Source organism: Marinobacter segnicrescens (assembly GCF_900111555.1).
Classification (GTDB): domain Bacteria; phylum Pseudomonadota; class Gammaproteobacteria; order Pseudomonadales; family Oleiphilaceae; genus Marinobacter; species Marinobacter segnicrescens.
Window position 1 is genome coordinate 36,986 of record NZ_FOHZ01000018.1, and the last position, 22,467, is coordinate 59,452.

The window sequence follows — 22,467 nt, forward strand, 5'->3', positions numbered from 1 at the left end:
ACGTGTCGGATGGTCGGTAATTTATGCTGGCCATCGTCGCCGAATGACCGGCCACCGGCAGGGTTGGCGCCAGACCGTGAGGCTCATGGGCTGGCCACAACAGGGGCAAGCGCGTTGCTTGCGGGGTTGGCTTACGGTTGCCATCGACGGTAGCGTCACGCGGAGAAGCAACTGCAACCGGTGTAGCGTTTTGCGTGCCCCGCTGTGCAGAAAACCGTATTCCCGCACCCGTCGCAGCCCCTTTGGCAAGACGTGCTGCAAGACTCGCCAGAGGAATCGATCCGCCGGTTCCGTCAGGGTCTGCCAACACTGGGTCTGGCTGTCCCGGTAGCGGAAGGTCACCTGTTCGCCATCGTAGGCCACGATATTCGGCTCCCGCAGCACCCCGCGATAGAGGTAACGGGCCAGATAAGTCAGCGCGTGATCTCCGCGCCCGACCTGCTCACACTGGGCGATCCAGTCCTGGGGAATGGCGTCCGGCAAGGCAAAGCCCTGCTTGCGCATTCGGTCGAGGAACTTGGCGCGGAACACCCGGGCCAGAGCCCGGCCATTGAACAGGTACTTTCCGGCCCGGCGTTGCCAGCGAGATCCGGTCAGCCCGCCGCCGGGGATCACGATGTGGACATGGGGGTGGAAGGCCAAGCGCCGGGAGTGGGTGTGCAACACCCCCACCAGCCCGAGTTGGTTGCCCAGGCGTTGATCGTTGCGGGCAAACTGGTTCAGGGTCTCCCGGGCAACCTGGAACAGGGTGTGACAGGTCCACCGAAGATGATGCCAGGCAAAGCCCCGCAACTGGACTGGCAGGGTGAAGGTCACCAGGAAATAGTCCACCGGCAGCAATTTCTGTCGTTGCCGCTCCAGCCACTGGCGGTTGGTGCCGTGCTGACAGGCCGGGCAACTGCGATGGCCGCAGGACGGATAGGCCTGTTGTCGCTGCTGACAGGGCGCGCACTGATAGCGAACCTCGCCGCAGTCCGGCGTATGACAGGCAAGAATGGATCGGATGGCGGCGTGATGCTCCGGTCGCATCCGCCCGCCATAACGGAGCTGCAGGCTGGTCTGATGATCGCGCAGGATTTGCGCCAGCGTGATCATTCGTTCACCCAGTCGACCTGCAGGCGCTCCACCAGGGCGTTGATCATCAGGGCACTGTTTTGTTGGGCCTCCTGGGTCATTCGGGTATAACGTGCGGTGGTCACCGGGCTGGCATGCCCGAGCAGGGTCTGGATGGAGCGAAGATTGACGCCATTCTCCAGCAAGTGGGTGGCAAAGCTGTGGCGTAGAGAGTGAATGTGGACACGCTTGCGAATGCCGCAGTCCAGGGCGACCTGCTTGATGGCTTTCTGAACGCTGGCCCGGGCCATGATCCGGGCCTCCCCCGGAGCAACCACCGTTTGGAAGGGTGGCTGGCCACCGGGAAACAGTAGATCCGGATGACGATGTGTGGCCCAGTAACGTCGCAAGGCCTTGAGCGTCATCAGAGGTAAAGGCACGAACCGATCCTTCTTGCCTTTGCCGCAGCGCACGTGGACGCGCATCAGGTGACTGTCGACATCGGCGATGGTCAGGCTCAGGGATTCGCTCAGCCGCAGTCCCAGGCTGTAGGTGGTGAGGAAGTAGACCTGGTAGCTGAGTTTGCGGGTGTGGCTGATCAGGCGCCCGATCTCATCCAGGGAGAGTACATCCTGCAGGGTCTGAACCTTGGGCGGCTTGACGATGGGAACATACTCCCAGGGTTTGTCGAGGACATACTGATAGAAACGCTGCAGAGCATTGCGGGCAATTTTGACCAGGCTCCAGGAGCGATGCTCGACCAGGTGAATGAAATACTGCTGGAGCTGCTCGGTGCTAAGCTGGTCGGGACAGGTATCGAAATGGTCGCTCACCTGTCGCAGGCAGCGGGTGTAGAGGTCGATGGTCTTGGCGCTTTTGCCCCGCAGGGTGAGTTCGTTATGGTAGCGTTGATGCAGAACTTGAAAACGAGCGTGGTCGTGGGTGTTCATGACGCGTCTCCTGACAGGCCCTTCCGAAATAGAAGGGGTCAGGAAAGTACAGACGATTTGCGCCTCTGCCGCGTAGCGGCTTCGTTCAACAAGGAGGTAAGGCAAAAGATGATGAACGATAAGGCAAAACGAATAACGAGGAAGAGCAGTACGCCTATCAAGGTGTACTGCTTACCCGAGGAAAAGGAGCATATCGAGGCGCAAGCAAAGCGAGCAGGCATGAGCGCTGCGAGTTATCTGCGTGAGGTTGGCCAGGGCTACAAGATCAAGGGTGTGGTCGATTGTGAGCAGGTACGGGAGTTGGCTCGAATCAACGGCGATCTTGGTCGTTTGGGTGGCCTATTGAAGCTATGGCTGACCGATGACGTGCGAACTGCCCAGTTTGGCCAGTCAACGATCCTTGCTGTTCTAAGTAAGATCGAGGCGACGCAGGAGGAAATGGGTAAGGTCATGACCAAGGTAGTCATGCCGAGGTCTGAGCCATGACAAAGCTATGATCGCTCCCCCCTATTTTTTACGTCGGCGGGCCAGCTCCGCCTTTGCCCAAGCTGAAGACTCCAGCATATCCCGCCGAAGCTCCAATATCTCTTGGTCTGTCAGTCTCCGAACGCCCCGGCTCTCGGTCTCACCTTCGGGTGGCAAGGCTTTTTTGGAGTCACCTTCTGGTTCGGTAGGCTTCCTTTTACCCATGCGCTCTCCCTCGGTTCTGAAGCAATGTCCTTTGCATGCCCTAGCTTCCTGATTTTGATCGCTGAAGCTGACGATGAATGTTAGCATTAGCGCAGGCATATTGGCGTGTTGATTGCGCCATTACATCAACAAAAAAGGTAGCAACCGGGTCGCTAGACCATCAGTAACTAGACTTGGGCGCATCTAATGCTCACGCAGGCGGTTTCTACCATAGTAATAGCTGGCAACCGGCGGGGTACCGGATGACGGCTTGGGGCAGGCCAAGATAGGACGATGGTGTTCAAATATGGAAAAAAACAACTGGGCTGTTCTAGGTTGGAATAACGAGCTTTCTTTGAAGCACCTCCAAGTTCTCGTCGTTAGCGCCGAAGATGCTCAATTTTTACGCAAGGTGTTAAATCCAGCTCTACTGTTCTCCGGACTTGGCCAAGCTGTCAATGGGAAGTTGTTGTGATGCCTATGCCGATTCCGCAGCTTGCGTATGATACCACCACTGCACCTGTGACTGGTCAAGGTTTGATCTATGACGAGACACAAGTGGAGGAAATTCTGGCAGGGCCAGTAAAGGATATTTTGCAGGATACGCCAGGTACAGATGAGCTGGAGGAGCTACTGGCGAGCGTCGTAAGCACTGAGTTTGAGCAAGGAGGACTCAGTGAATTGCTTGCAGACCACACGGTGCCCAATAATTGGCGTGTTGGAGAAGCCATCGCAGAGGCATTCGTAGCTGGTAAAGGGAGTTGTATTTTCCCTTGGCCAACCGGTCGCGACCTTAAGAATCCCAATGCGAGCCCAGCTGGTTGTGATTTAACTGGATTCCAGCCTGTAGATGATGAGGAGCTTCCCCATCGTTTTGCCTTTGGAGAGGTAAAAACCTCTGAACATAACCAGTCGCCCCCAAGTGTCATGACCAGCTTAGGAAATCAGCTACACGGATTACGTGATAATCGCCAAGTGAAAAATGCACTTTGTCGTTATCTAGGACATCACGCTATACGAGCAGATTGGGAGCCAATGTTTAAGAGTGCTACCAAACGCTATTTGAGTTCTAATAGTACTGATGTCGCGGTTTATGGTGTTTTGGTGCGCGATATTGCACCAGACGCTTCGGATATTTCCGCCCGCGTAGTGTCGCTGGCTGCCAATTGTCCAGCGCACACCGATATTGAAATGTATGCATTATACCTCCCCGTTAACGCAATTAGCACTCTATCTGAGCGTGCTCAAGCCGCTATGCAGGAGGCGTCATGACGCTTTCGCAAGAGCACTTGATACAGGTCGATCAGCACTGGGCTGTGCAATCCATTAGCGATGAGCTTCGAGTTCAAGCTATGGAGATGGCTGAATTGCGTTTTGTTGATATTTCATTAGGTAATTTGCTTGAACACTCTCAGGCAGAATTTGATACCGATTTGTTGGAGAGGGTAGCAACTGCTTATGAACTAGCTGCCATTGAGGGAATTGGTCCACTGCTGCACCCAGTATCAGATCAAGAAAATAAACACCTTCGCGAATTGGCACAAGCTGGTGCATACCGAGCATTTAGTCTGTTTCGTGTATTGCCTGTACCTCGCCATGATGAGGAAAGATTATTCCATATATTGCATGTGGCTGGACTAGCTTATTGTGGTGATCGCTGGACTGATTTAAGGCGTTGGCTTGATGAGCAAAAGGGTGCATTAGAAGTCCCAAGTGTAGCGTCTGTGTCTTGGGATAAACGGTTACTGTACAGAATTTTTGATTGCTGGCTTCGTTTGCTGCGTAAAAACCGCTGGGATGATCTTGATCAGATATCTGAGATAGTGCTTGGTCTTCGCAATGACCAAGCCGATCATGAAAAAGCTCTTCTAGGCCGAGTTCAGGGTGCCGAGGCTCAGACCATCGCGATGCGATTAGTAGCTCTTTACCATTGGGCCAAAGCGACTGAGCGACTAGCTGTATATATGCTTCAGGGCGAACCTGTGGCGATAGATGCTCAATTGGATCAGCACTTCGAAGCGGCTCTGAAGGCTGCTCAAGCATCCAAAGATATGCAGCTTGAGGTGATTTTACGTTGGTTGCATGTCGCGAGTCGGAAGATGGTCGCTGGCTCCCTATGGTGGGTAGCTCACACAGTGAACTCACGTGTGACTCGCTTTGTTTCTCATATAACCAAGCAAAAAGGGCTGTTTGAATTGCTGCCGCCACAGCGGGCAGCTCTCCAAGAACAGGGCTTGTTGGACCAGGCTAGCCGTGCGGTAATTGTGGATTTGCCAACATCGGGTGGGAAAACAGCACTTGCCCAATTCCGAATACTGCAGGCACTTAACCAGTTTGATCAGGATGATGGTTGGGTAGCTTATGTGGCTCCAACTCGAGCTCTTGTGTCTCAAATCACTCGGCGTCTGCGTGAAGACTTTGGACCGCTTGGAATACAAGTTGAACCATTGACGGGAGCTGTCGAAGTAGACGCTTTTGAGGAAGCTCTGTTAGGAGAGGCTCGGGCATTTCAGGTGTTAGTTGCTACACCTGAAAAACTTCAGTTAGTTATGCGGAATAAGAAGGTTGCCAGGCCTTTGGCTTTGGTTGTAATGGATGAGGCGCACAACATTGAGGATGAGTCCCGGGGATTGCGAATTGAGTTACTGCTGGCAACGATCAAGCAAGAGTCACCTCGCGCTAATTTTTTATTGTTGATGCCTTTTGTTCCTAATGCGAATGATCTTGCTCAGTGGTTAGCAGCTGATCGTGGGCGAAGCATCAGTTTGGGGACTTCGGCGTGGCAGCCGAATGAGCGAATTGTTGGGCTTTTCGACATTCACAAAGGTGATAAGCGGGGAGATTGGAACTTAAGTTTTGAGACACTCACAACTACTCAGCGAACGATTCACCTAAAAGGATCTCATGTCGTTGATGGGAATCGCCCCTTGCCAAAACTCACCTATTCAAAAGCGAATGGTTTAGCAACGCAGGCGGTTGCCATGGCCAAGGCTTTTTCGAAGCGAGGTACGAGTATCGCAGTTGCTCAAACAATTCCAGACGCTTGGAGTATTGCTCGGAAAGTTGCAGCAGAACTCGATCCGTATGTGCAAATTCCTGATGATGTTAAGCTTGTTCAGCGCTTTTTGGCGGCAGAAATAAGTGTCGATTTTGAGTTGATCGAGATGCTGTCAAAAGGCGTCGTTGTACACCATGCCGGATTGCCTGTTGAAGCACTTTCTTTGATTGAGTGGCTCACTGAGAAGGGATACATCCGTGTAATGTGCGCCACAACAACAATTGCTCAAGGCCTCAATTTTCCTGTTTCCTCTGTTTTCTTGGCGACACGGAAACTTCCTTACGGTAAAGAAATGTCCCATCGAGCATTTTGGAACTTAGCTGGACGGGCTGGACGTATTGGTCATGATAGTGTTGGTGTTGTTGGTATTGCAGCAGGCTCTCAACCTAATGAAATTAGGAAGTATGTTTCTGATGCTACTGTGTCCCTCGTATCTCGGCTTGAAGGTATGCTCGATGAACTTCAGGCTGCCGGAAATTTGGCAAACTTATCGGTATTTATTCAAGAAGAGCAATGGGCAGACTTTCGTAGTTATATAGCTCACCTCTGGAATGAAAAGCGTAACCTTGATGAGGTGATTGGCGAGGCCGAACAACTATTGCGCAATACTTACGGTTTTGGCTCCCTTCGCGCGAAGGCTGACAGAGCCTCACAAGATAAGGCAGATGCTTTGCTTGAAGCTACCAAAGGGTATGTGCGCAAGCTAGCGGAGCATCCCGAAAACGCTTCCTTGGCAGATGTAACAGGCTTTTCTCCAGAAGGAGTTCGTTCGACCTTGTTGGATTTGAATAACCTTGAGAATAAGCTGACCCTTACGGATTGGGAACCATCCAGCTTGTTTGGTGATAAAGCACAATCCGTGTTGCCCAGTTTGATGGGTATCATGCTGCGAGTCCCGCAACTGCAGGATGGGTTGCGTGAGATCAGTAAAGGTGAGGGTAATAGCCATCGAAAGCTAGCGGATATCACTCAAGCATGGGTAACTGGTAGCTCAATAGAGTCTATTGCGAAAGCCTATTTTCAGGGCGACTCTCTTACTGACCAAATCTCGAAAGCGTGTAGGGCTGTATATAGAGATTTAGCCAACAACGGTGCTTGGGGGCTTTCGGCATTGAGTAAAATGCCAACATCTGGACTCGATTTTGAAAGCATGTCAGATGAGGACAAGCGTAAATTAAATAATTTGCCAGCTATGCTATATCACGGTGTTAAAACTGAAGAAGCGGTTTTGATGCGTATGAACAGCGTACCTAGAAGTATTGCAGAGCGAGTAGGAGAAGACTTTAGGATACAGACAGATGGTGACGCAGAGGTGGCGTTGTCCCCCCGTAAAGCGGGAGAGTATCTTAAGTCGCTTAAAACAGAAGACTGGGCACGGTTGAAGCCAGAGAGTTCATTGCTTTCAGGAGAGGACTACCAGAAAGTCTGGAAGCAGCTTTCTGGGGAGTCTTAGGAGTTCCTGCAGTCAACTGATAGTAAGGTTAGAAGCTCAGTTGATGATTGGTTGATTTATTTTTTTGACATGGCATAAAATATGGTATTTAACGATAGCTTGTTTTTAAGTGATTGAAAACTCAGGGTTTTATGTTTCTATTTACAATAGAGTGGGAATAACAGTGGTCGGCTCCATGGAGAGTAGTGCTGACGAGCGGTGGATGCAGCGGGCCCTGGAACTGGCCCACCATGCAGCCAGTCAGGGTGAGGTCCCGGTTGGTGCGGTTGTAGTACTGGATGGGCGTGAAATCGGTTCCGGTTTTAATGCCCCGATATCGGCCTGTGACCCTACGGCCCATGCAGAGATCCGCGCGCTGCGAGATGCTGCGGCCAGGGTGGGGAACTACCGGCTGGTTGGCGCCACGCTTTACGTAACACTCGAACCCTGTACCATGTGTGTCGGGGCGACCGTTCATAGCCGTGTATCCCGCATTGTGTATGGCGCAGTTGAGCCCAAGGGTGGCGCCGTACAATCGATCAGGGCAACCCTGGATGAGCCTCATTTCAACTGGGATGTTGCTGTGACCGGGGGTGTACTGGCGGGACAGAGCGGGCAGTTGCTCAGCGATTTCTTTGCGGCCCGTCGTGAACAGAAGCGGCGGGCCCGTCAATCACCGGAAGCCTGAGAGTCAGGGACGAAACGGAACGAAACCATGAAAGTACTGGTGACCGGCGGCGCCGGCTATATCGGAAGTCATGTGGTGCGCCAGTTGGGGCGAGCCGGGCATGATATCGTCGTCTTCGATAACCTCTCCACCGGCTATGCCTGGGCCGTCACGGCTGGCGAACTGGTGGTGGGCGACCTGGCGGACGCATCAGCCATCGAGTCGCTGTTCAGCGCCCACACCTTCGATGCGGTGCTGCACTTTGCGGCCAATATCGTGGTGCCGGAGTCCGTCGCCAACCCCCTCAAGTATTACAGCAATAACACCCGCAACACGCTGAACCTGCTCAAGGCCATCGAGCAACATGGTGTGCCCTACATGGTGTTTTCGTCGACCGCCGCCGTCTATGGTATGCCAGAGCAGACCGTACTCACGGAAGACCTGCCCCTGGCTCCCATCAACCCCTATGGGGCGTCCAAGATGATGAGTGAGCGCATGATCATGGACCTGGCCGCTGCCTCGCCCCTGAACTACGTCATCCTGCGCTATTTCAACGTGGCTGGTGCGAATCCTGAAGGGCTTCTGGGGCAGGCCACACCGGAGGCTACGCACCTGATCAAGGTGGCCTGCGAGTGCGTGACCGGTGCCCGGGAAGGTATGAGTATTTTCGGCACCGACTATGATACCCGGGACGGCACCTGTATCCGTGATTACATCCACGTGGAAGACCTTGCCAAGGCCCACGTGATGGCGCTGGATTACATGGCCAATGGAGGCCAGTCACAGGTACTCAACTGTGGCTACGGTCGCGGCTTCACCGTGCGGGAAGTCATCGATGTGGTGAAGGCCCGTTCAGGTGAAGACTTCCCGGTGCAAGAAACGGGACGCCGGGCAGGCGATCCTGCTGCATTGATGGCAGATAACCAACGAATTACCGAAACGCTGGGCTGGAAACCGGACTACGACGACCTGGACACCATCGTCCAGACGGCGCTGGACTGGGAGAAGAAGTGGCAACGATTAAAAAAAGAAAATAATAAAAACCAATAAGTTGCAGTATCTTCTGGAGGTGATTTCCAACTTGATTCAACAGCAGGGAATGAAAGCATGAAGATTACGATTTTTGGCACGGGCTATGTCGGGCTTGTTACCGGAGCCTGCCTCGCAGACTCAGGCCATGACGTGCTGTGCATGGACGTGGATCAGGGAAAGATCGAGCGACTCAAGAACGGCCAGATTCCCATCTATGAGCCAGGCCTGGAGCCTATCGTGCGCCACAACGCTGACGCCGGGCGCCTGAAGTTCACTACAGATACCGCCGAGGCGGTCGCCCACGGCCTGCTGCAGTTTATTGCGGTCGGCACGCCGCCGGACGAAGACGGTTCCGCAGACCTGCAGTATGTTCTGGCTGTGGCCAGGTCCATTGGTAAGCACATGGACGACTACAAGGTGGTGGTGGACAAGTCCACCGTGCCTGTGGGAACCGCAGACAAGGTACGCGATGCCGTTCGGCTTGAGCTTGACCACCGTAACCTCGAGCTGGACTTCGACGTGGTCTCCAACCCGGAATTCCTGAAGGAAGGCGCTGCGGTCAATGACTTCATGAAGCCTGACCGGATTATCGTTGGTACCAGCAGTGACCGGGCCGAAGAAGTACTGCGGGAGGTCTATTACCCGTTCAACCGAAACCATGATCGCATGATCTTCATGGATATCCGGTCCGCTGAGCTCACCAAGTATGCGGCGAACGCCATGCTGGCCACCAAGATCAGCTTCATGAACGAGATTGCCAACCTGGCAGAGCGCCTCGGTGCGGATATCGAGAACGTACGCCGGGGCATCGGTTCCGACCCGCGCATTGGCTACCACTTCATCTATCCGGGATGTGGTTATGGCGGCTCCTGTTTCCCCAAGGATGTTCAGGCACTGGCGCGCACCGCCAATGGTTGTGGCTACGAGTCAACGCTGCTGAACGCGGTGGAAACCGTCAACTACGCCCAGAAGCATGTGCTGTTCGACAAGGTCAGCCATTACTTTCAGGGTGACCTGGCCAACAAGACCATTGCGGTCTGGGGTTTGTCATTCAAGCCAAATACCGACGATATGCGCGAGGCCCCTTCAAGGACCCTGATGGAATCCCTGTGGCAGGCTGGTGCGAGGGTCCAGGCCTTCGATCCTGAGGCTATGGAAGAGACCCAGCGCATTTACGGTGACCGGGATGACCTGCAACTCTGCGGCACCAAGGAGCAGGCCCTGCGCGGCGCAGATGCCTTGGTGATCTGCACGGAATGGAAGGAATTCCGGTCCCCGGACTTCGAGGGCATCGCCAAGGCACTGAAGGAGCCGGTGGTCATCGACGGGCGTAATATGTACGAGCCCCAGATGCTGGATCGTCATGGCCTGGTCTATTACGCCATTGGTCGCGGCCGCAACCAGTTCCGGATGGACTGAGGTACTCAATGGCGTTCGAGCTTCACCCGCGTCTGGAGGCTGATACCATCGCTCTCGGTCGCAGTGCGCTCTGCGAGGTCCGGTTGATGAATGACCGGACCTGGCCCTGGATACTGCTGGTGCCCAGGCGCCCGGGCATCCGGGAAATCCATGAGTTGTCCGAAGGTGATCAGCAGCAACTGTTGCGGGAAAGCTCTGTGTTGGGGAAGGGCCTGATGGAGGTCTTCAGCGGGGACAAACTCAATATTGCCGCACTGGGCAATATGGTGCCTCAACTGCACCTGCACCATATCGTCCGCCATGAGGGAGATGCTGCCTGGCCCGGGCCTGTCTGGGGGGTGCAAGCGCCTGTCCCATATTCGGATGCGGAGTTGGCAGAGCTTCGCGGGCGACTCTCGCCCATACTCCAGGCATTGGGTGCTGGCTGACCAGGTTCGAGGCCAGCTCTCAGAACCTGGTTGTCTTCTGGTGCCTGGCCATCACCTGGGAGCCCAGCAGCACCATCCTTAGTTCCATTTTCAGGCGCTGACGCAGACGTTCCTTTTCCGGCCGTGTGCCGTCCAGCGCTTCTGCTCCCTGATTGAACACCAGCGTCACCATGGCTTCTGCGACCGTGCGCGGGTTGTATAGTGGCTTTCCCCGCTCTTCGCCAAACCGGTCCAGGTCGTCCGCCAGTTCTGTGACAAAGTGATCAATCTCGGCCTTGACTGCTGTCCTGAACTGTTTGGATACGCCCGTGCGTTCCCGCAGCATCAGGCGGAACAGGTTAGCGTTGTTACCGAGGTATTCCAGGAAAGTGTCCACCGAGGTGCTGATGGCGCTGCCATTACGGGCAATCCGCTTGCGGGCCTGGCGCATCAGTTGCCGCAGAGCTACGCCACCTTCGTCCACCAGCGCGAGGCCGAGTTCGTCCAGGTCGGCAAAGTGGCGATAGAAGGACGTGGGTGCAATGCCGGCTTCCCGTGCAACCTCTCGCAGGCTGAGACTGCCAAAGCCGCGGTCGGCGCTGAGTTGCGACAGGGCCGCATCCATGAGGGCACGGCGGGTACGGAGTTTCTGCTCGGCGCGGGCTGCCACGGATAGTCCTTGTACATGGTTCAAAGCGTATCATTGTAGTCAGAGGTGTCGCCGGATGGTAGGCCGGAACGGGCCCGCAGGCCGGGCCTGCGATATTCCTTCCAGGCCCTGATTTTATGCGCGATTGTGTTTATAATGACCCGCTTTTTCGGGAGGTCTGCCAATGACCTCCGGGTCAGCCGTGGGTTGAGCGGTGGCCAATCCGGAATTCACACTTGTCACGACAGCTATGGGAACGGGTATGCGCAGTCATTATTGCGGTGGAATCAACGAATCAAACATCGATCAGGACGTTACACTCTGCGGCTGGGTCCACCGTCGACGGGACCACGGAGGGGTTATCTTCCTGGATCTTCGCGACCGTGACGGCATGGCCCAGGTGGTGTTTGACCCGGACACCGAGGAAAGCTTCGCCAAGGCCGAAAAGGTGCGCAGCGAGTTCGTCATCCAGGTGACCGGCCGGGTACGTCGTCGTCCGGCGGGCACCGAGAATGCCAACATGCCGACCGGGCAGGTGGAAGTGCTGGGTCGCGAGCTGACCATTCTCAATGCCGCAGCCACACCGCCGTTCCCCCTCGATGAACACGTCGATGTTGGCGAGGATGTGCGTCTGCGCTATCGCTTTGTGGACCTGCGTCGTCCGGAGATGCTTAATCGCCTGCGGTTCCGTTCCCGGGTGACCAGCTACCTGCGCAACTTCCTGGACGGCAACGGTTTCATGGACGTGGAGACCCCGATCCTGACCCGCGCCACACCGGAAGGCGCTCGTGACTACCTGGTGCCAAGCCGTACCCATGAGGGCTCCTTCTTTGCGCTGCCCCAGTCGCCCCAGCTATTCAAGCAGCTGCTGATGGTGTCTGGCGTGGATCGCTACTACCAGATTGCCAAGTGTTTCCGGGATGAGGACCTGCGCGCTGACCGCCAGCCGGAATTCACCCAGGTGGATATCGAGGCTTCCTTCGTTAACGAGGAAGACCTGATGCAACTGACGGAGTCGATGACCCGTAACCTGTTCAAGGATGTGCTGGATGTGGACCTGCCGGAATTCCCGCGTATGCCTTACTCCGAGGCCATGCAGCGCTTCGGTTCCGACAAGCCGGACCTGCGTATCCCGCTGGAGTTGGTAGATGTGGGTGACCTGGTGGAAGGCGTTGACTTCAAGGTGTTCTCTGGCCCGGCGAAAGACCCGAAGGGCCGTGTGGCCGCACTGAGGGTCCCCGGTGGTGGCACCCTGACCCGCAAGCAGATCGACGATTACACGAAATTTGTTGGTATCTACGGCGCCAAGGGGCTTGCCTACATCAAGGTCAATGAGCTGGCCAAGGGTGTGGAAGGGCTACAGTCACCTATCGTCAAGTTCCTGGGTGACGAAACCGCCATGTCCGTGATGGAACGTACCGGCGCACAGGACGGCGATATCGTCTTCTTCGGCGCAGACACGGCGACTGTGGTAAACGAAGCGCTGGGTGCGCTGCGGATCCGGGTAGGCCATGACATGGATATGCTCACCAGCGAGTGGGCGCCGCTTTGGGTGGTGGACTTCCCCATGTTCGAGGAAACCGATGACGGCCGCCTGACCGCCATCCACCATCCGTTCACGGCGCCCAGTTGCACGCCGGAAGAGCTGGCAGCCGACCCCGTCAACGCGTTGTCACGGGCCTACGACATGGTTCTGAACGGTACCGAGCTGGGCGGTGGTTCCATCCGTATCCATGACGAAAAGACCCAGCAGGGGGTGTTCCGCGTGCTGGGTATTGATGAGGAAGAGGCGCGCGCCAAGTTCGGCTTCCTGCTCGATGCCCTCAAGTTCGGGTGCCCGCCCCACGGCGGCCTGGCATTTGGCCTTGACCGGCTGGTGATGCTGATGACCGGCGCGAGCTCTATCCGCGACGTTATTGCCTTCCCGAAAACCCAGAGCGCCACCTGTCTGATGACCCAGGCGCCGGGGGAGGTAGACGAGAAGCAGTTGCGTGAACTGCATATCCGTCTGCGCAAGCCGGCAGCAAAGGCGGCCGAAAAAGGGGACGGTTCCGAAGGGTAAGGTTGTTTCAGCCCCGGCCACAGTTGCCGGGGCAACTCCGAAATCATAGGCCAACAGGAAAGACAGGAGTGGTTTATGGCCGGGCATAGTAAATGGGCCAACATCAAACACCGCAAGGCGGCCCAGGATGCCAAGCGTGGCAAGATCTTCACCAAGATCATCCGTGAACTGGTGGTAGCTGCAAAGCAGGGCGGCCCGGATCCGAACGACAACCCCCGTCTGCGGGCGGTGATGGACAAGGCCCTGACGGCCAATATGAAGAAAGACACCATCGAGCGCGCGATTGAGCGGGGTGCAGGTGGAGCGGATGACGATAACTACGAAGAGCTCACGTATGAAGGTTATGGCCCTGGTGGCGTCGCCATCTACGTGGAGGCCATGACCGATAATCGCAACCGCACCGTGGCAGAGGTTCGCCACGCGTTCAACAAGTTTGGTGGTAATCTGGGTACCGATGGCTCGGTGGCCTTCCTGTTCAGCAAGCTGGGCATCCTCAGCTACGCTCCGGGCACCAGTGAAGAGCAGTTGATGGAAGTGGCGCTGGAGGCCGGTGCGGAGGACATCGTCGAGCAGGGCGACGGCTCCTTTGAGGTGCGAACTACACCGGAAAACTACCTGGATGTGAAAGAAGCCCTGGTGGAAGCGGGACTTGAGCCGGACAATGCCGAAGTGACCATGGTGCCGAGTACCTCGGTGGAACTGGACCGGGGTGGCACCGAATCCAACCTCAAGCTGATTGACCTGCTGGAAGACCTGGATGACGTGCAAAACGTCTGGTCCAATGCCGAGTTCTCCGATGAGGTGTTGCAGGAACTCCACGGCTGAACCTGCAGCAAGCCGGTTCAATTGACACACAGAGGCAGTGGCAGATGGCGATTATTCTCGGTGTGGATCCCGGGTCCCGGATTACCGGTTACGGCATCATACGAGTAACCGGTCGCCATACCGACTACCTCGATAGCGGCTGTATCCGTATGGGTGAACGGCCCATGGCGGAACGCCTGCAGGTGATTTTCCAGGGCCTGGCCACCCTCATTGCCGAATTCCGCCCCGACGAGTTTGCCATTGAGCAGGTTTTCATGGCCCGTAATCCTGATTCGGCCCTCAAACTGGGTCAGGCCCGGGGCGTCGCCATTGTGAGTGCGGCCAATTCAGGCCTGCCAGTGCATGAATACTCCGCCCGCCAGGTCAAACAGGCGGTGGTGGGGAAGGGTGGGGCGGATAAATCCCAGGTTCAGCACATGGTCCAGGCCATCCTCGGTCTGGAGCGCAAACCCCAGGCTGATGCAGCGGACGCGCTCGCCATCGCTTTGTGCCATGCACACATGAGCCAGAGTGTCGCCCGACTCGCAGGAGGGGGGCGTTCACTCTCCGAACTGCCTGGACAGGGTGTTGCGCCCCGGGGGCGTGTCCGCGGCGGTCGGATGCGTTAACCTTGGCAAGGGCCCTGACGCCTGATTCGGCTAACCCACATTGATAACGGAGTTCACGACCGGTGATTGGACGACTGCGCGGTACCCTGATCGAAAAGCAGCCGGGCCAGGCCCTGGTGGAAGCAGCAGGCCTGGGCTATGAAGTGGACATTCCCTACAGCACCTTCTTCCAGTTGCCGGAGTCCGGCCAGGAGGTAACCCTCCATACCCATTTCGCAGTGCGTGAGGATGCCCAGAGCCTGTATGGCTTTGCCAGTCGACTGGACCGGGACCTGTTCCGGCTGCTGATCAAGGTAAACGGGGTGGGTCCCAAACTGGCAGTGGGCATTCTGTCCGGCCTGGAAGCGGACCAGTTCATCCGCTGCGTCGAGCAGCGGGACGCCAGCGCCCTGGTCAAACTGCCGGGTGTGGGCAAAAAGACCGCCGAGCGGCTGCTGATCGATATGGGCGACCGGATCGGCCAGTTGGAAGGGCAGTTCGTTCCCAATAGTGCTGCCCCCGTTGCTGAAAAGTCATTGCCGCGGCAACCGGATGCCGGTGAAGAAGCCGAGGCAGCGCTCATTGCGTTGGGTTACAAGCCCCAGGAAGCCTCCCGGGCTATCAATCGGGTAGCTGCCGAGGGCATGAGCCGGGAAGAGCTGATACGCCAGGCCCTGAAGGCCATGATTCCTGCCAGTTGACCACCGTCTAACTGATTGCACCCCGCAATGAATGTGTAAAGAGCGTAACGTGACAGGCATACTACTGACCGTACAATGTGTCCGGGTTAACGGTTGACCGAATCCGGTCCCGGTCGCCGGACGTGACGGTCAGGGCGGATGAACAATTCATCCGAACACAGGTATGATGGTGGAAACCTGTAACGAGTCTTTACATGATTGAATCTGATCGACTGATTTCTCCCCAGGCCGGACTTCAGGAAGAAGTCTACGACCGGGCCATCCGGCCCCATCGCCTGGAAGATTATGTGGGCCAACCCACAGTGCGGGAGCAAATGGAGATCTTTATCTCCGCTGCCCGGGCCCGGGATGAGGCCCTGGACCACACCCTGATCTTCGGTCCGCCCGGTCTGGGCAAGACCACTCTTGCCAACATTATTGCCAATGAAATGGGCGTGGCCATCAAAACCACCTCGGGCCCGGTGCTGGAAAAGGCTGGCGACCTGGCCGCCCTCCTGACCAACCTGGAGCAGGGGGATGTGCTCTTTATCGATGAAATCCATCGCCTGAATGCGGCGGTGGAGGAAGTGCTCTATCCGGCGATGGAAGACTACCAGCTCGATATCATGATCGGGGAGGGGCCTGCCGCCCGTTCCATCAAGCTGGACCTGCCGCCTTTCACCCTGGTGGGCGCCACCACCCGCGCGGGGCTGTTGACCTCTCCCTTGCGGGACCGCTTTGGCATTGTCCAGCGGCTGGAGTTTTACAATACCCGTGACCTTACCTCTATCGTTCTACGCTCGGCGGCCCTGTCCCGGGTTGCCATCGAGGAAGCCGGCGCCTATGAAATCGCCCGTCGCTCCCGTGGCACGCCGCGCATCGCCAATCGGTTGTTGAGGCGTGTAAGGGACTACGCCGAGGTGAAGGGTGACGGCACCATCAGCGCCGATATCGCCGACCAGGCGCTGAATATGTTGAAAGTGGACAACGAAGGCTTTGACCATATGGACCGGCGCCTGCTGCTGGCCATGATCGAGAAGTTCGATGGCGGCCCGGTAGGAGTGGACAGCCTGGCGGCTGCGATTAGTGAGGAGCGGGGCACGATCGAGGATGTGCTTGAGCCGTTCCTGATTCAGCAGGGGTTCATGGTGCGCACGCCCCGCGGGCGGATGGTTACCAGCAGCGCCTATCTGCATTTTGGCACCACGCCCCGATCATCACACCAGGAGGATCTCCTTGACGGTCAGCAGTAATGACTCGGCACAGGCACTGGAACCCTATTTCTTGCCCATTCGTGTCTATATTGAGGACACAGATGCAGGGGGCATCGTCTTCCACGCGAAGTACCTTCACTACATGGAGCGCGCCCGTACCGAGTGGGTCCGCCACCGTGGTGTGGGGCTGCGATCCGGGCTGGGCGACAATATCAGCTACGTGGTCCAGAAGCTGTCCATTCACTATGCCGCACCGGCGTACCTGGATGACGAGCTTGAGGTCACGGCGGATCTGGTGAACGCTGGCCGGGTGTGGATGGAGTTTGACCAGAAAGTGACTCGAAAAGGTGAGGAACGGCCACTGGCCCGAGCTTCCGTGCGTGTTGCCTGCGTCGCCCTGGATAGCGGCCGACCGCGTCGGTTGCCTGAAGATCTGGGCCAGCTGCTCCAGCAGCACCTGGCATCAAAGCCATCATTGCAAACACATCAGGAGTAAACGGTGGATTCAGAACTCTCTGTATGGCACCTCATTGCCCAGGCGGGCCCGCTGGTACAGCTGGTAATGCTGTTGCTGGCACTGGCATCAGTGGTTTCCTGGGCGCTGATTTTCCAGCGCGTCCAGGTGTTCCGAAAGGCAAAGCGATCCCAGCTGGCGTTCGAGGAACAATTCTGGTCCGGCATGGATCTTGGGCAGCTTTACCGGGAGGTGAATGCCAACCCGACTCCATATTCCGGCATGGAGTCCGTTTTCCGGGCCGGTTTCCGTGAATTCTCGCGTCTGCGCCAGCAAAGTCGGGATGCCGACGCCGTCATGGAAGGTGCCCAGCGCGCCATGAGGGTCGCGTTCTCCCGTGAACAGGAACGTCTTGAAACCCATCTGCCATTCCTGGCTACGGTGGGTTCCACCAGTCCGTATGTCGGCCTGTTCGGTACTGTGTGGGGCATCATGAACTCGTTCCGCGGGCTGGCAACGGTCCAGCAGGCCACACTGGCTACGGTTGCGCCGGGTATTTCCGAGGCGCTGATTGCTACTGCCATGGGGCTGTTCGCTGCTATTCCAGCTGTTATTGCCTACAACCGGTTCTCGGCCATGTCAGACGCCCTACTGAAGAACTATGAAACCTTTGCGGAAGAGTTCTCAAGCATCCTTCATCGTCGCGTTCACGGCAATGGTGGCACCGCTCAGGGCTGAAGGCCCGGCTGACAGGAGGGTATGACATGAAAGGCGGAATGATGCAGTCCGTGCGCCGCAAGCCCATGTCCGAGATCAACGTGGTGCCGTACATTGACGTCATGCTGGTGCTGTTGGTGATCTTTATGGTCACGGCGCCCATGCTGACGCAGGGGGTCAAGGTGGACTTGCCGGAAACTACGTCGGACCCGATACAGGCCGAGAAGGAAACCGAGTCAGTGGTGGTGTCGGTAGATGCCAATGGCGCCTATTTCCTTCAGGTGGGTGATGAGGGCAGCGATCCCATGCCCCTGGAGCGGTTACGGGAGCAGGTCAGCAAGATCATGGCTGGTCGCAGCAACCGGGAAGTACTGGTGCGGGGTGACCAGAACGTACAGTACGGAACCGTGGTGCGGTTAATGTCCGTATTGCAGCGGGCTGGCGCAACCAACGTAGGCCTGATAACCGAAGCGGAAGAGACTGACGGGACAGGTGGGTAATCAGTGACGGATCCACGACGCGAAGAGCTGAAGGAAAGCCGTCCGGCGTGGACATCGCCGGTCATCCTGTCTTTGCTGCTGCACGGTGTGATCGTGGTGATCACATTGGTGAGCTGGCACTGGATAACACCAATGGAAGAGCCGCCGGAACCCAGCATTTCGGCGCGGCTGGTATCCCCGGAAGCTGTGCCGCCTGCGGAGAACACATCGCCACCGCCGCAGCCCGAGCCGGAACAGCAGCAGCCTGACCCGGCCGAAGAAAGGCAGCAGGAGCAGGAAGCCGAGCAACGGAGAATTGCGGAACAGCAGCGCCAGCAGGAGCAGGAAGAAGCTCGCCGGCGTGAGCAGGAGCGCCAGGAACAGCAGCGCCAGCAGGAGGCGGCGGCGCGGGAGCGTGAACGCAAGGCTCTTGAGGCCGAAGAGGCCGCCAGGCAAAAAGCCGAGGCGGAGGCTGAAGAGCAGGCACGGCAGAAAGCGGAGCAGGAGCGCAAGGCACAGGAAGAAGCGGAGCGCCGCGCCGAGGAAGAACGCAAGGCCCGGGAAGAGGCGGAACGGCGCGCCGAGGAAGAGCGCAAGCGCCAGGAACAGCAGCGCAAGGAAGAAGAGGAGCGCCGCCGCCAGGAAGCCGAGCGCCAGCGCGAGGAAGAAGAACGTCGCCGACAGGAAGAGGCTGAGCGCCAGCGTCAGGAAGAGGCCAGGAAGCAGCGGGAACAGCAGCTTGAGCAGATGGCCCGGGAAGCCGAGGAGGCAAGGATAGCGGAAGAACGTCGTCGCCAGGAGGCTGCCGCAGCCCGGGCCAGGGAAACCCAGATGCTCAATGAGAGGTCCAGGTATGAGTCCCTGATCAGGGACGCGCTGCACGGCGCCTGGTACCCGCCGTCCTCTGCCCGTGAGGGTATGGGCGTGGTACTGAGGCTGACGCTTTTGCCCAGTGGTGAACTTCAGTCGGTAGACGTCGTCGAAAGCAGTGGCAACCGGGCGTTTGACAACTCGGCCATCAGCGCGGCCAGGGCAATCAACCGGTACCCGATACCGGACAGCCGGGATACCTTCGACCGGTATTTCCGCCAGTTTACAATCCGCTTTGAACCGGAGGTCTGACGGTGCTGATGTGCCGGATCCCCGAAATGAAAACCGCAGACAGGATGGTGAGGCCAGAATGAGACAACCAGTACAGGTGCCTGTTATGTGGCGCAGGCTGATTGCATTACCGGCGGCGCTGGCATTGTTGGTGGCGCTGGCCACCAGCGCCCGGGCAGAGCTGATGATCCGTGTTACCAAGGGCGCTGGTGAGGCAGTACCGGTGGCGGTGGTGCCCTTTGGTCAGTCCGGTGACCTTCCGGCGGGTGACAATGTAAGCAACATCATCCGTAATAACCTGGAGATGACCGGTGAATTCGATCCGCTGGCGGCTGACCGTATGTTGAGCCTGCCCACCAGCGGCGACGATGTCTTCTTCCGGGACTGGCGCATGCTGGGTCAGCGATATCTGCTGGTGGGTAATGTCAGCCGGGAGGGGGACCGGGTCCGTGCACGCTACGAGCTGTTTGATGTTAACGGAGAGCGGCGACTGCTCGGCGAGTCATCGAGCACGTCGGTGAACAATATCCGTTCGCTGGCGCACCATATCAGTGACAAGGTATACGAGGCCCTGACCGGCGAGCCCGGGGTGTTCTCCACCAAGCTGGCCTACGTCACCGTGGATGACCAGGGGGGCAAGCCCCGCTACCGACTGCAGGTGAGCGATGTGGATGGACGCCGGGCGAGTGTGCGTCTGGAGAGTCGTGAGCCGATCCTCTCCCCGGACTGGTCGCCGGACGGCAAGCGACTCGCCTACGTTTCTTTTGAAAGTGGCAAGCCGCAAATCTTCGTCCACGAACTTGCCAGTGGCAAGCGGAGCGCCGTCGCCTCATTCCCTGGCCTGAACTCGGCGCCGGACTGGTCCCCGGACGGGCGTTCACTGCTGGTAACCCTGTCCCGTTCCGGTAATGCCGAGGTATATAAACTGGACATTGATTCCCGGTCGCTGACGCGCTTGACGGATCACTGGGGCATTGATACCGAGGGTGCCTGGCATCCGGACGGCGAAGGCCTGGCCTTCACCTCGGACCGGTCCGGCGGGCCGCAAATCTATATCAAGGACAGCGAAAACGCATCGCCGCGGCGAGTCACCTTTGGCGGCCGCTACAACGCGGGCGCCAGGTTCAGCCCGGATGGCGAGTATCTCTACTATGTCCATCAACGTGAGGGCGCCTTTCATATCGCCCGCATGGAACTGGATACCGGCAACGAACAGGTGCTGACCCGCACTGGAATGGATGAATCACCCAGTATCGCGCCCAATGGCCGTATGCTGATATACGCAACCCGACAGGGTAACGACAGCGTGCTTACCGTCATCTCTGCCGATGGTGGTGCTGCCTATACCCTGCCGGCGGCCCGGGGCGATGTACGTGAGCCGGCCTGGTCCCCCATCCTCCGATAGGTGACAGTCCGGCAGCTCGATAAAACAGGAACTGAAAACCAAACCAGAAGGACGTTCTATGAACATCATGATGAAGAAGACTGCATTTGCCCTGATTCTCTCACTGGGTCTGGTGGCTGGTTGTAGCACCACCGGTGAAGAGCCGATGACCGATGAGGAAATGTCAGCCGTTGACCAGGAAGGCGGAGCCTCTGTTTATGGCAGCGACGATGACGGCGGTATCTCATCTGACGAGCTTCGTGAGCGGGAGCGGCGTGAAGCCGAAGCACGGGGTGAGGGCGGTGACGAGGCGTCACTGCGTCGTATCACAACGTTCTACTTCGATTTCGACACCTCTGAAATCAAGATGGAATCCCGCGATGTGCTTGCAGCCCATGCCCGTTACCTGGCCAGCAATCCGAACGTGAATGTTCGTCTCGAAGGCCACACCGATGAGCGTGGCACCAAGGAATACAACCTGGCCCTGGGTGAGCGTCGAGCCAACGCTGTGCAGCGCTTCCTGGTGGTCAATGGCGCCGATCGTGGCCAGATCGAAACCGTCAGCTACGGTGAGGAAAAGCCGGCGGCCATGGGTTCCAACGAAAGTGCCTGGGCCCAGAACCGTCGTGTGGAACTGATCTTCCGTTAAGATCGGCACAGGTCTGCTGCCTTCAATGGGAGAAAACGCCCGGGAAGGCAGCAGCACCGTCCGACTGAAAAGATAGGTGTACCCATGAGAAAGCTTCTCGTGACGGCCATGGCGCTGGCGGTGTCTACAGGTGCCCTGGCACAGTCTTCCACGCCGGCGTACCAGAACAACCAGTCTGAAGCCCGCCGTCAGGCCGCTGGCAATCAGGGCAATGCTGAGTTGTTTTTCATGATTGAGCGGCTCCAGCAGGAGGTCCGTGATCTCCGGGGAGAAATCGAACAGCAGCAGAATCAGCTGGACCGGCTCACCCGGCAGTCCCGTGAACGCTACATTGACCTGGACCAGCGGCTGCTGGACCTGTCTGAGAAACGCGAACAATCGCGAGCCGGCGCTGCATCGCCGCCTGGCAGCACAGCAGCTCCCGCTAAACAGGAGCGTCAGCAGCCCCAGACCGTCAGTCGGGAATATCGCCAGCCTTCACAGGAGGAGCGTCAGGCCTACGACCGCATCCAGAACCTTATCCAGGAGCAGAAGGCCTACGACCAGGCGATTGGCGAGCTTTATGACTTCGTCTCGGAGTACCCTGAGGGCGACCTGACGGTCAACGCCTATTACTGGCTGGGTGAGGTTTACCTGGTTAAGCCCCAGTTGGAGCAGGCCAAGCAGGCCTTCACCATCGTGGCGACCCGTTACCAGGATCATCGCAAGGCGCCGGACGCCCTTTACAAACTTGGCGTGGTCCACGACAGGATGGGTGACAAGGAACAGGCGGAAAGGTACATGAGGCGGGTAGTTGATCAATATGGCGCCAGCCAGGCAGCCAACCTCGCAAAAAAATATCTGGGCGCGAGTTAAAAGGGGTTGATCACCCCAAAAAAATCCGTACTATATGCGCCTCCTTTGGGTCGTTAGCTCAGTTGGTAGAGCAGTTGGCTTTTAACCAATTGGTCGAAGGTTCGAATCCTTCACGACCCACCAA

The 22,467-nt window shown here is 57.4% G+C and carries 22 protein-coding genes and 1 tRNA gene; 20 read left to right on the forward strand and 3 right to left on the reverse strand.

The features are described from left to right. Positions 1 to 21: 21 nt before the first annotated feature. Both BM036_RS14935 and BM036_RS14940 read right to left on the reverse strand, forming a co-directional pair. Entirely contained in the window at positions 22 to 1,095 is a 1,074-nt protein-coding gene (locus BM036_RS14935) for an IS91 family transposase (RefSeq protein WP_091853812.1), read from the reverse strand. Next, positions 1,092 to 2,003 carry a tyrosine-type recombinase/integrase gene (locus tag BM036_RS14940; RefSeq protein WP_091853814.1) on the reverse strand — a complete coding sequence of 304 codons (912 nt, stop codon included), beginning with the start codon at positions 2,001 to 2,003 and terminating at the stop codon, positions 1,092 to 1,094. Before BM036_RS14940 ends, BM036_RS14935 begins: the two co-directional genes overlap by 4 nt. Positions 2,004 to 2,111: 108 nt before the next feature. On the opposite strand from BM036_RS14940, the gene traJ reads away from it, so the two are divergent. From traJ to BM036_RS14975, 7 genes are all read left to right on the forward strand, one after another. Continuing rightward, positions 2,112 to 2,489, forward strand: coding sequence for a conjugal transfer transcriptional regulator TraJ (gene traJ, locus BM036_RS14945; RefSeq protein ID WP_218144819.1), 378 nt, complete (start codon positions 2,112 to 2,114; stop codon positions 2,487 to 2,489). Between the two features lie 657 nt (positions 2,490 to 3,146). Then, positions 3,147 to 3,944, forward strand: a complete 798-nt coding sequence (locus BM036_RS14950) for a hypothetical protein (RefSeq protein WP_091853816.1) — start codon at positions 3,147 to 3,149, stop codon at positions 3,942 to 3,944. Further along, complete coding sequence (locus BM036_RS14955; RefSeq protein WP_091853818.1) at positions 3,941 to 7,183, forward strand: DEAD/DEAH box helicase; 3,243 nt, start codon at positions 3,941 to 3,943, stop codon at positions 7,181 to 7,183. The genes BM036_RS14950 and BM036_RS14955 overlap by 4 nt, the downstream gene beginning before the upstream one ends. Before the next feature lie 175 nt (positions 7,184 to 7,358). Continuing rightward, entirely contained in the window at positions 7,359 to 7,850 is a 492-nt protein-coding gene (gene tadA / locus BM036_RS14960) for a tRNA adenosine(34) deaminase TadA (RefSeq protein WP_091853820.1), read from the forward strand. Between the two features lie 27 nt (positions 7,851 to 7,877). Beyond that, positions 7,878 to 8,879, forward strand: coding sequence for a UDP-glucose 4-epimerase GalE (galE, locus tag BM036_RS14965; RefSeq protein ID WP_091853822.1), 1,002 nt, complete (start codon positions 7,878 to 7,880; stop codon positions 8,877 to 8,879). A gap of 57 nt (positions 8,880 to 8,936) precedes the next feature. Then, a complete protein-coding gene (locus tag BM036_RS14970; RefSeq protein WP_091853824.1) occupies positions 8,937 to 10,280 on the forward strand; it encodes a UDP-glucose dehydrogenase family protein in 1,344 nt (447 codons plus the stop codon). 8 nt (positions 10,281 to 10,288) lie between these two features. Beyond that, positions 10,289 to 10,708, forward strand: coding sequence for an HIT domain-containing protein (locus BM036_RS14975; protein ID WP_091853826.1), 420 nt, complete (start codon positions 10,289 to 10,291; stop codon positions 10,706 to 10,708). A gap of 19 nt (positions 10,709 to 10,727) precedes the next feature. Here the strand turns inward: BM036_RS14975 and fabR are convergent, their stop codons facing one another. Further along, complete coding sequence (fabR, locus tag BM036_RS14980) at positions 10,728 to 11,357, reverse strand: HTH-type transcriptional repressor FabR (RefSeq protein WP_091853828.1); 630 nt, start codon at positions 11,355 to 11,357, stop codon at positions 10,728 to 10,730. 241 nt (positions 11,358 to 11,598) lie between these two features. Here fabR and aspS point away from each other — a divergent pair, with 241 nt between their 5' ends. The 13 genes from aspS to BM036_RS15045 all read left to right on the forward strand — a co-directional run bounded on the left by aspS (position 11,599) and on the right by BM036_RS15045 (position 22,466). Further along, positions 11,599 to 13,398: an aspartate--tRNA ligase gene (aspS, locus tag BM036_RS14985; RefSeq protein WP_091853830.1), complete on the forward strand. Its 1,800-nt coding sequence runs from the start codon at positions 11,599 to 11,601 to the stop codon at positions 13,396 to 13,398. Between the two features lie 75 nt (positions 13,399 to 13,473). Continuing rightward, positions 13,474 to 14,223, forward strand: coding sequence for a YebC/PmpR family DNA-binding transcriptional regulator (locus BM036_RS14990; RefSeq protein ID WP_091853832.1), 750 nt, complete (start codon positions 13,474 to 13,476; stop codon positions 14,221 to 14,223). Between the two features lie 44 nt (positions 14,224 to 14,267). Next, the gene (ruvC, locus tag BM036_RS14995; protein ID WP_091853834.1) at positions 14,268 to 14,831 is read left to right on the forward strand and encodes a crossover junction endodeoxyribonuclease RuvC; all 564 of its coding nucleotides are present in this window, start codon (positions 14,268 to 14,270) and stop codon (positions 14,829 to 14,831) included. A gap of 62 nt (positions 14,832 to 14,893) precedes the next feature. Further along, positions 14,894 to 15,511: a Holliday junction branch migration protein RuvA gene (gene ruvA / locus BM036_RS15000; RefSeq protein WP_091853836.1), complete on the forward strand. Its 618-nt coding sequence runs from the start codon at positions 14,894 to 14,896 to the stop codon at positions 15,509 to 15,511. 194 nt (positions 15,512 to 15,705) lie between these two features. Beyond that, complete coding sequence (ruvB, locus tag BM036_RS15005; protein ID WP_091853838.1) at positions 15,706 to 16,743, forward strand: Holliday junction branch migration DNA helicase RuvB; 1,038 nt, start codon at positions 15,706 to 15,708, stop codon at positions 16,741 to 16,743. Beyond that, positions 16,727 to 17,200: a YbgC/FadM family acyl-CoA thioesterase gene (locus BM036_RS15010; protein WP_245742663.1), complete on the forward strand. Its 474-nt coding sequence runs from the start codon at positions 16,727 to 16,729 to the stop codon at positions 17,198 to 17,200. The genes ruvB and BM036_RS15010 overlap by 17 nt, the downstream gene beginning before the upstream one ends. A gap of 3 nt (positions 17,201 to 17,203) precedes the next feature. After that, positions 17,204 to 17,896, forward strand: coding sequence for a protein TolQ (gene tolQ / locus BM036_RS15015; protein ID WP_091853840.1), 693 nt, complete (start codon positions 17,204 to 17,206; stop codon positions 17,894 to 17,896). Between the two features lie 26 nt (positions 17,897 to 17,922). Then, positions 17,923 to 18,375 carry a protein TolR gene (gene tolR, locus BM036_RS15020; RefSeq protein WP_091853842.1) on the forward strand — a complete coding sequence of 151 codons (453 nt, stop codon included), beginning with the start codon at positions 17,923 to 17,925 and terminating at the stop codon, positions 18,373 to 18,375. Positions 18,376 to 18,378: 3 nt separating this feature from the next. Beyond that, positions 18,379 to 19,476, forward strand: coding sequence for a cell envelope integrity protein TolA (gene tolA / locus BM036_RS15025; RefSeq protein WP_245742665.1), 1,098 nt, complete (start codon positions 18,379 to 18,381; stop codon positions 19,474 to 19,476). A gap of 85 nt (positions 19,477 to 19,561) precedes the next feature. After that, positions 19,562 to 20,860: a Tol-Pal system beta propeller repeat protein TolB gene (gene tolB / locus BM036_RS15030; protein WP_091853844.1), complete on the forward strand. Its 1,299-nt coding sequence runs from the start codon at positions 19,562 to 19,564 to the stop codon at positions 20,858 to 20,860. A 58-nt stretch (positions 20,861 to 20,918) separates the two neighbouring features. After that, on the forward strand, positions 20,919 to 21,488 hold the full coding sequence (pal, locus tag BM036_RS15035; protein ID WP_091853846.1) for a peptidoglycan-associated lipoprotein Pal: 570 nt from the start codon (positions 20,919 to 20,921) through the stop codon (positions 21,486 to 21,488). 84 nt (positions 21,489 to 21,572) lie between these two features. Next, a complete protein-coding gene (gene ybgF / locus BM036_RS15040; protein ID WP_091853848.1) occupies positions 21,573 to 22,343 on the forward strand; it encodes a tol-pal system protein YbgF in 771 nt (256 codons plus the stop codon). A 47-nt stretch (positions 22,344 to 22,390) separates the two neighbouring features. Next, positions 22,391 to 22,466, forward strand: a tRNA-Lys gene (locus BM036_RS15045). Position 22,467: the final 1 nt, after the last annotated feature.

Coding starts and splice junctions, on each gene's coding strand:
- BM036_RS14935 (WP_091853812.1), bottom strand. CDS start 1,095: ATGATCACGCTGGCGCAAATCCTGCGCGATCATCAGACCAGCCTGCAG.
- BM036_RS14940 (WP_091853814.1), bottom strand. CDS start 2,003: ATGAACACCCACGACCACGCTCGTTTTCAAGTTCTGCATCAACGCTAC.
- traJ (WP_218144819.1), top strand. CDS start 2,112: ATGATGAACGATAAGGCAAAACGAATAACGAGGAAGAGCAGTACGCCT.
- BM036_RS14950 (WP_091853816.1), top strand. CDS start 3,147: ATGCCTATGCCGATTCCGCAGCTTGCGTATGATACCACCACTGCACCT.
- BM036_RS14955 (WP_091853818.1), top strand. CDS start 3,941: ATGACGCTTTCGCAAGAGCACTTGATACAGGTCGATCAGCACTGGGCT.
- tadA (WP_091853820.1), top strand. CDS start 7,359: ATGGAGAGTAGTGCTGACGAGCGGTGGATGCAGCGGGCCCTGGAACTG.
- galE (WP_091853822.1), top strand. CDS start 7,878: ATGAAAGTACTGGTGACCGGCGGCGCCGGCTATATCGGAAGTCATGTG.
- BM036_RS14970 (WP_091853824.1), top strand. CDS start 8,937: ATGAAGATTACGATTTTTGGCACGGGCTATGTCGGGCTTGTTACCGGA.
- BM036_RS14975 (WP_091853826.1), top strand. CDS start 10,289: ATGGCGTTCGAGCTTCACCCGCGTCTGGAGGCTGATACCATCGCTCTC.
- aspS (WP_091853830.1), top strand. CDS start 11,599: ATGCGCAGTCATTATTGCGGTGGAATCAACGAATCAAACATCGATCAG.
- BM036_RS14990 (WP_091853832.1), top strand. CDS start 13,474: ATGGCCGGGCATAGTAAATGGGCCAACATCAAACACCGCAAGGCGGCC.
- ruvC (WP_091853834.1), top strand. CDS start 14,268: ATGGCGATTATTCTCGGTGTGGATCCCGGGTCCCGGATTACCGGTTAC.
- ruvB (WP_091853838.1), top strand. CDS start 15,706: ATGATTGAATCTGATCGACTGATTTCTCCCCAGGCCGGACTTCAGGAA.
- tolR (WP_091853842.1), top strand. CDS start 17,923: ATGAAAGGCGGAATGATGCAGTCCGTGCGCCGCAAGCCCATGTCCGAG.
- tolB (WP_091853844.1), top strand. CDS start 19,562: ATGTGGCGCAGGCTGATTGCATTACCGGCGGCGCTGGCATTGTTGGTG.
- pal (WP_091853846.1), top strand. CDS start 20,919: ATGAACATCATGATGAAGAAGACTGCATTTGCCCTGATTCTCTCACTG.
- ybgF (WP_091853848.1), top strand. CDS start 21,573: ATGAGAAAGCTTCTCGTGACGGCCATGGCGCTGGCGGTGTCTACAGGT.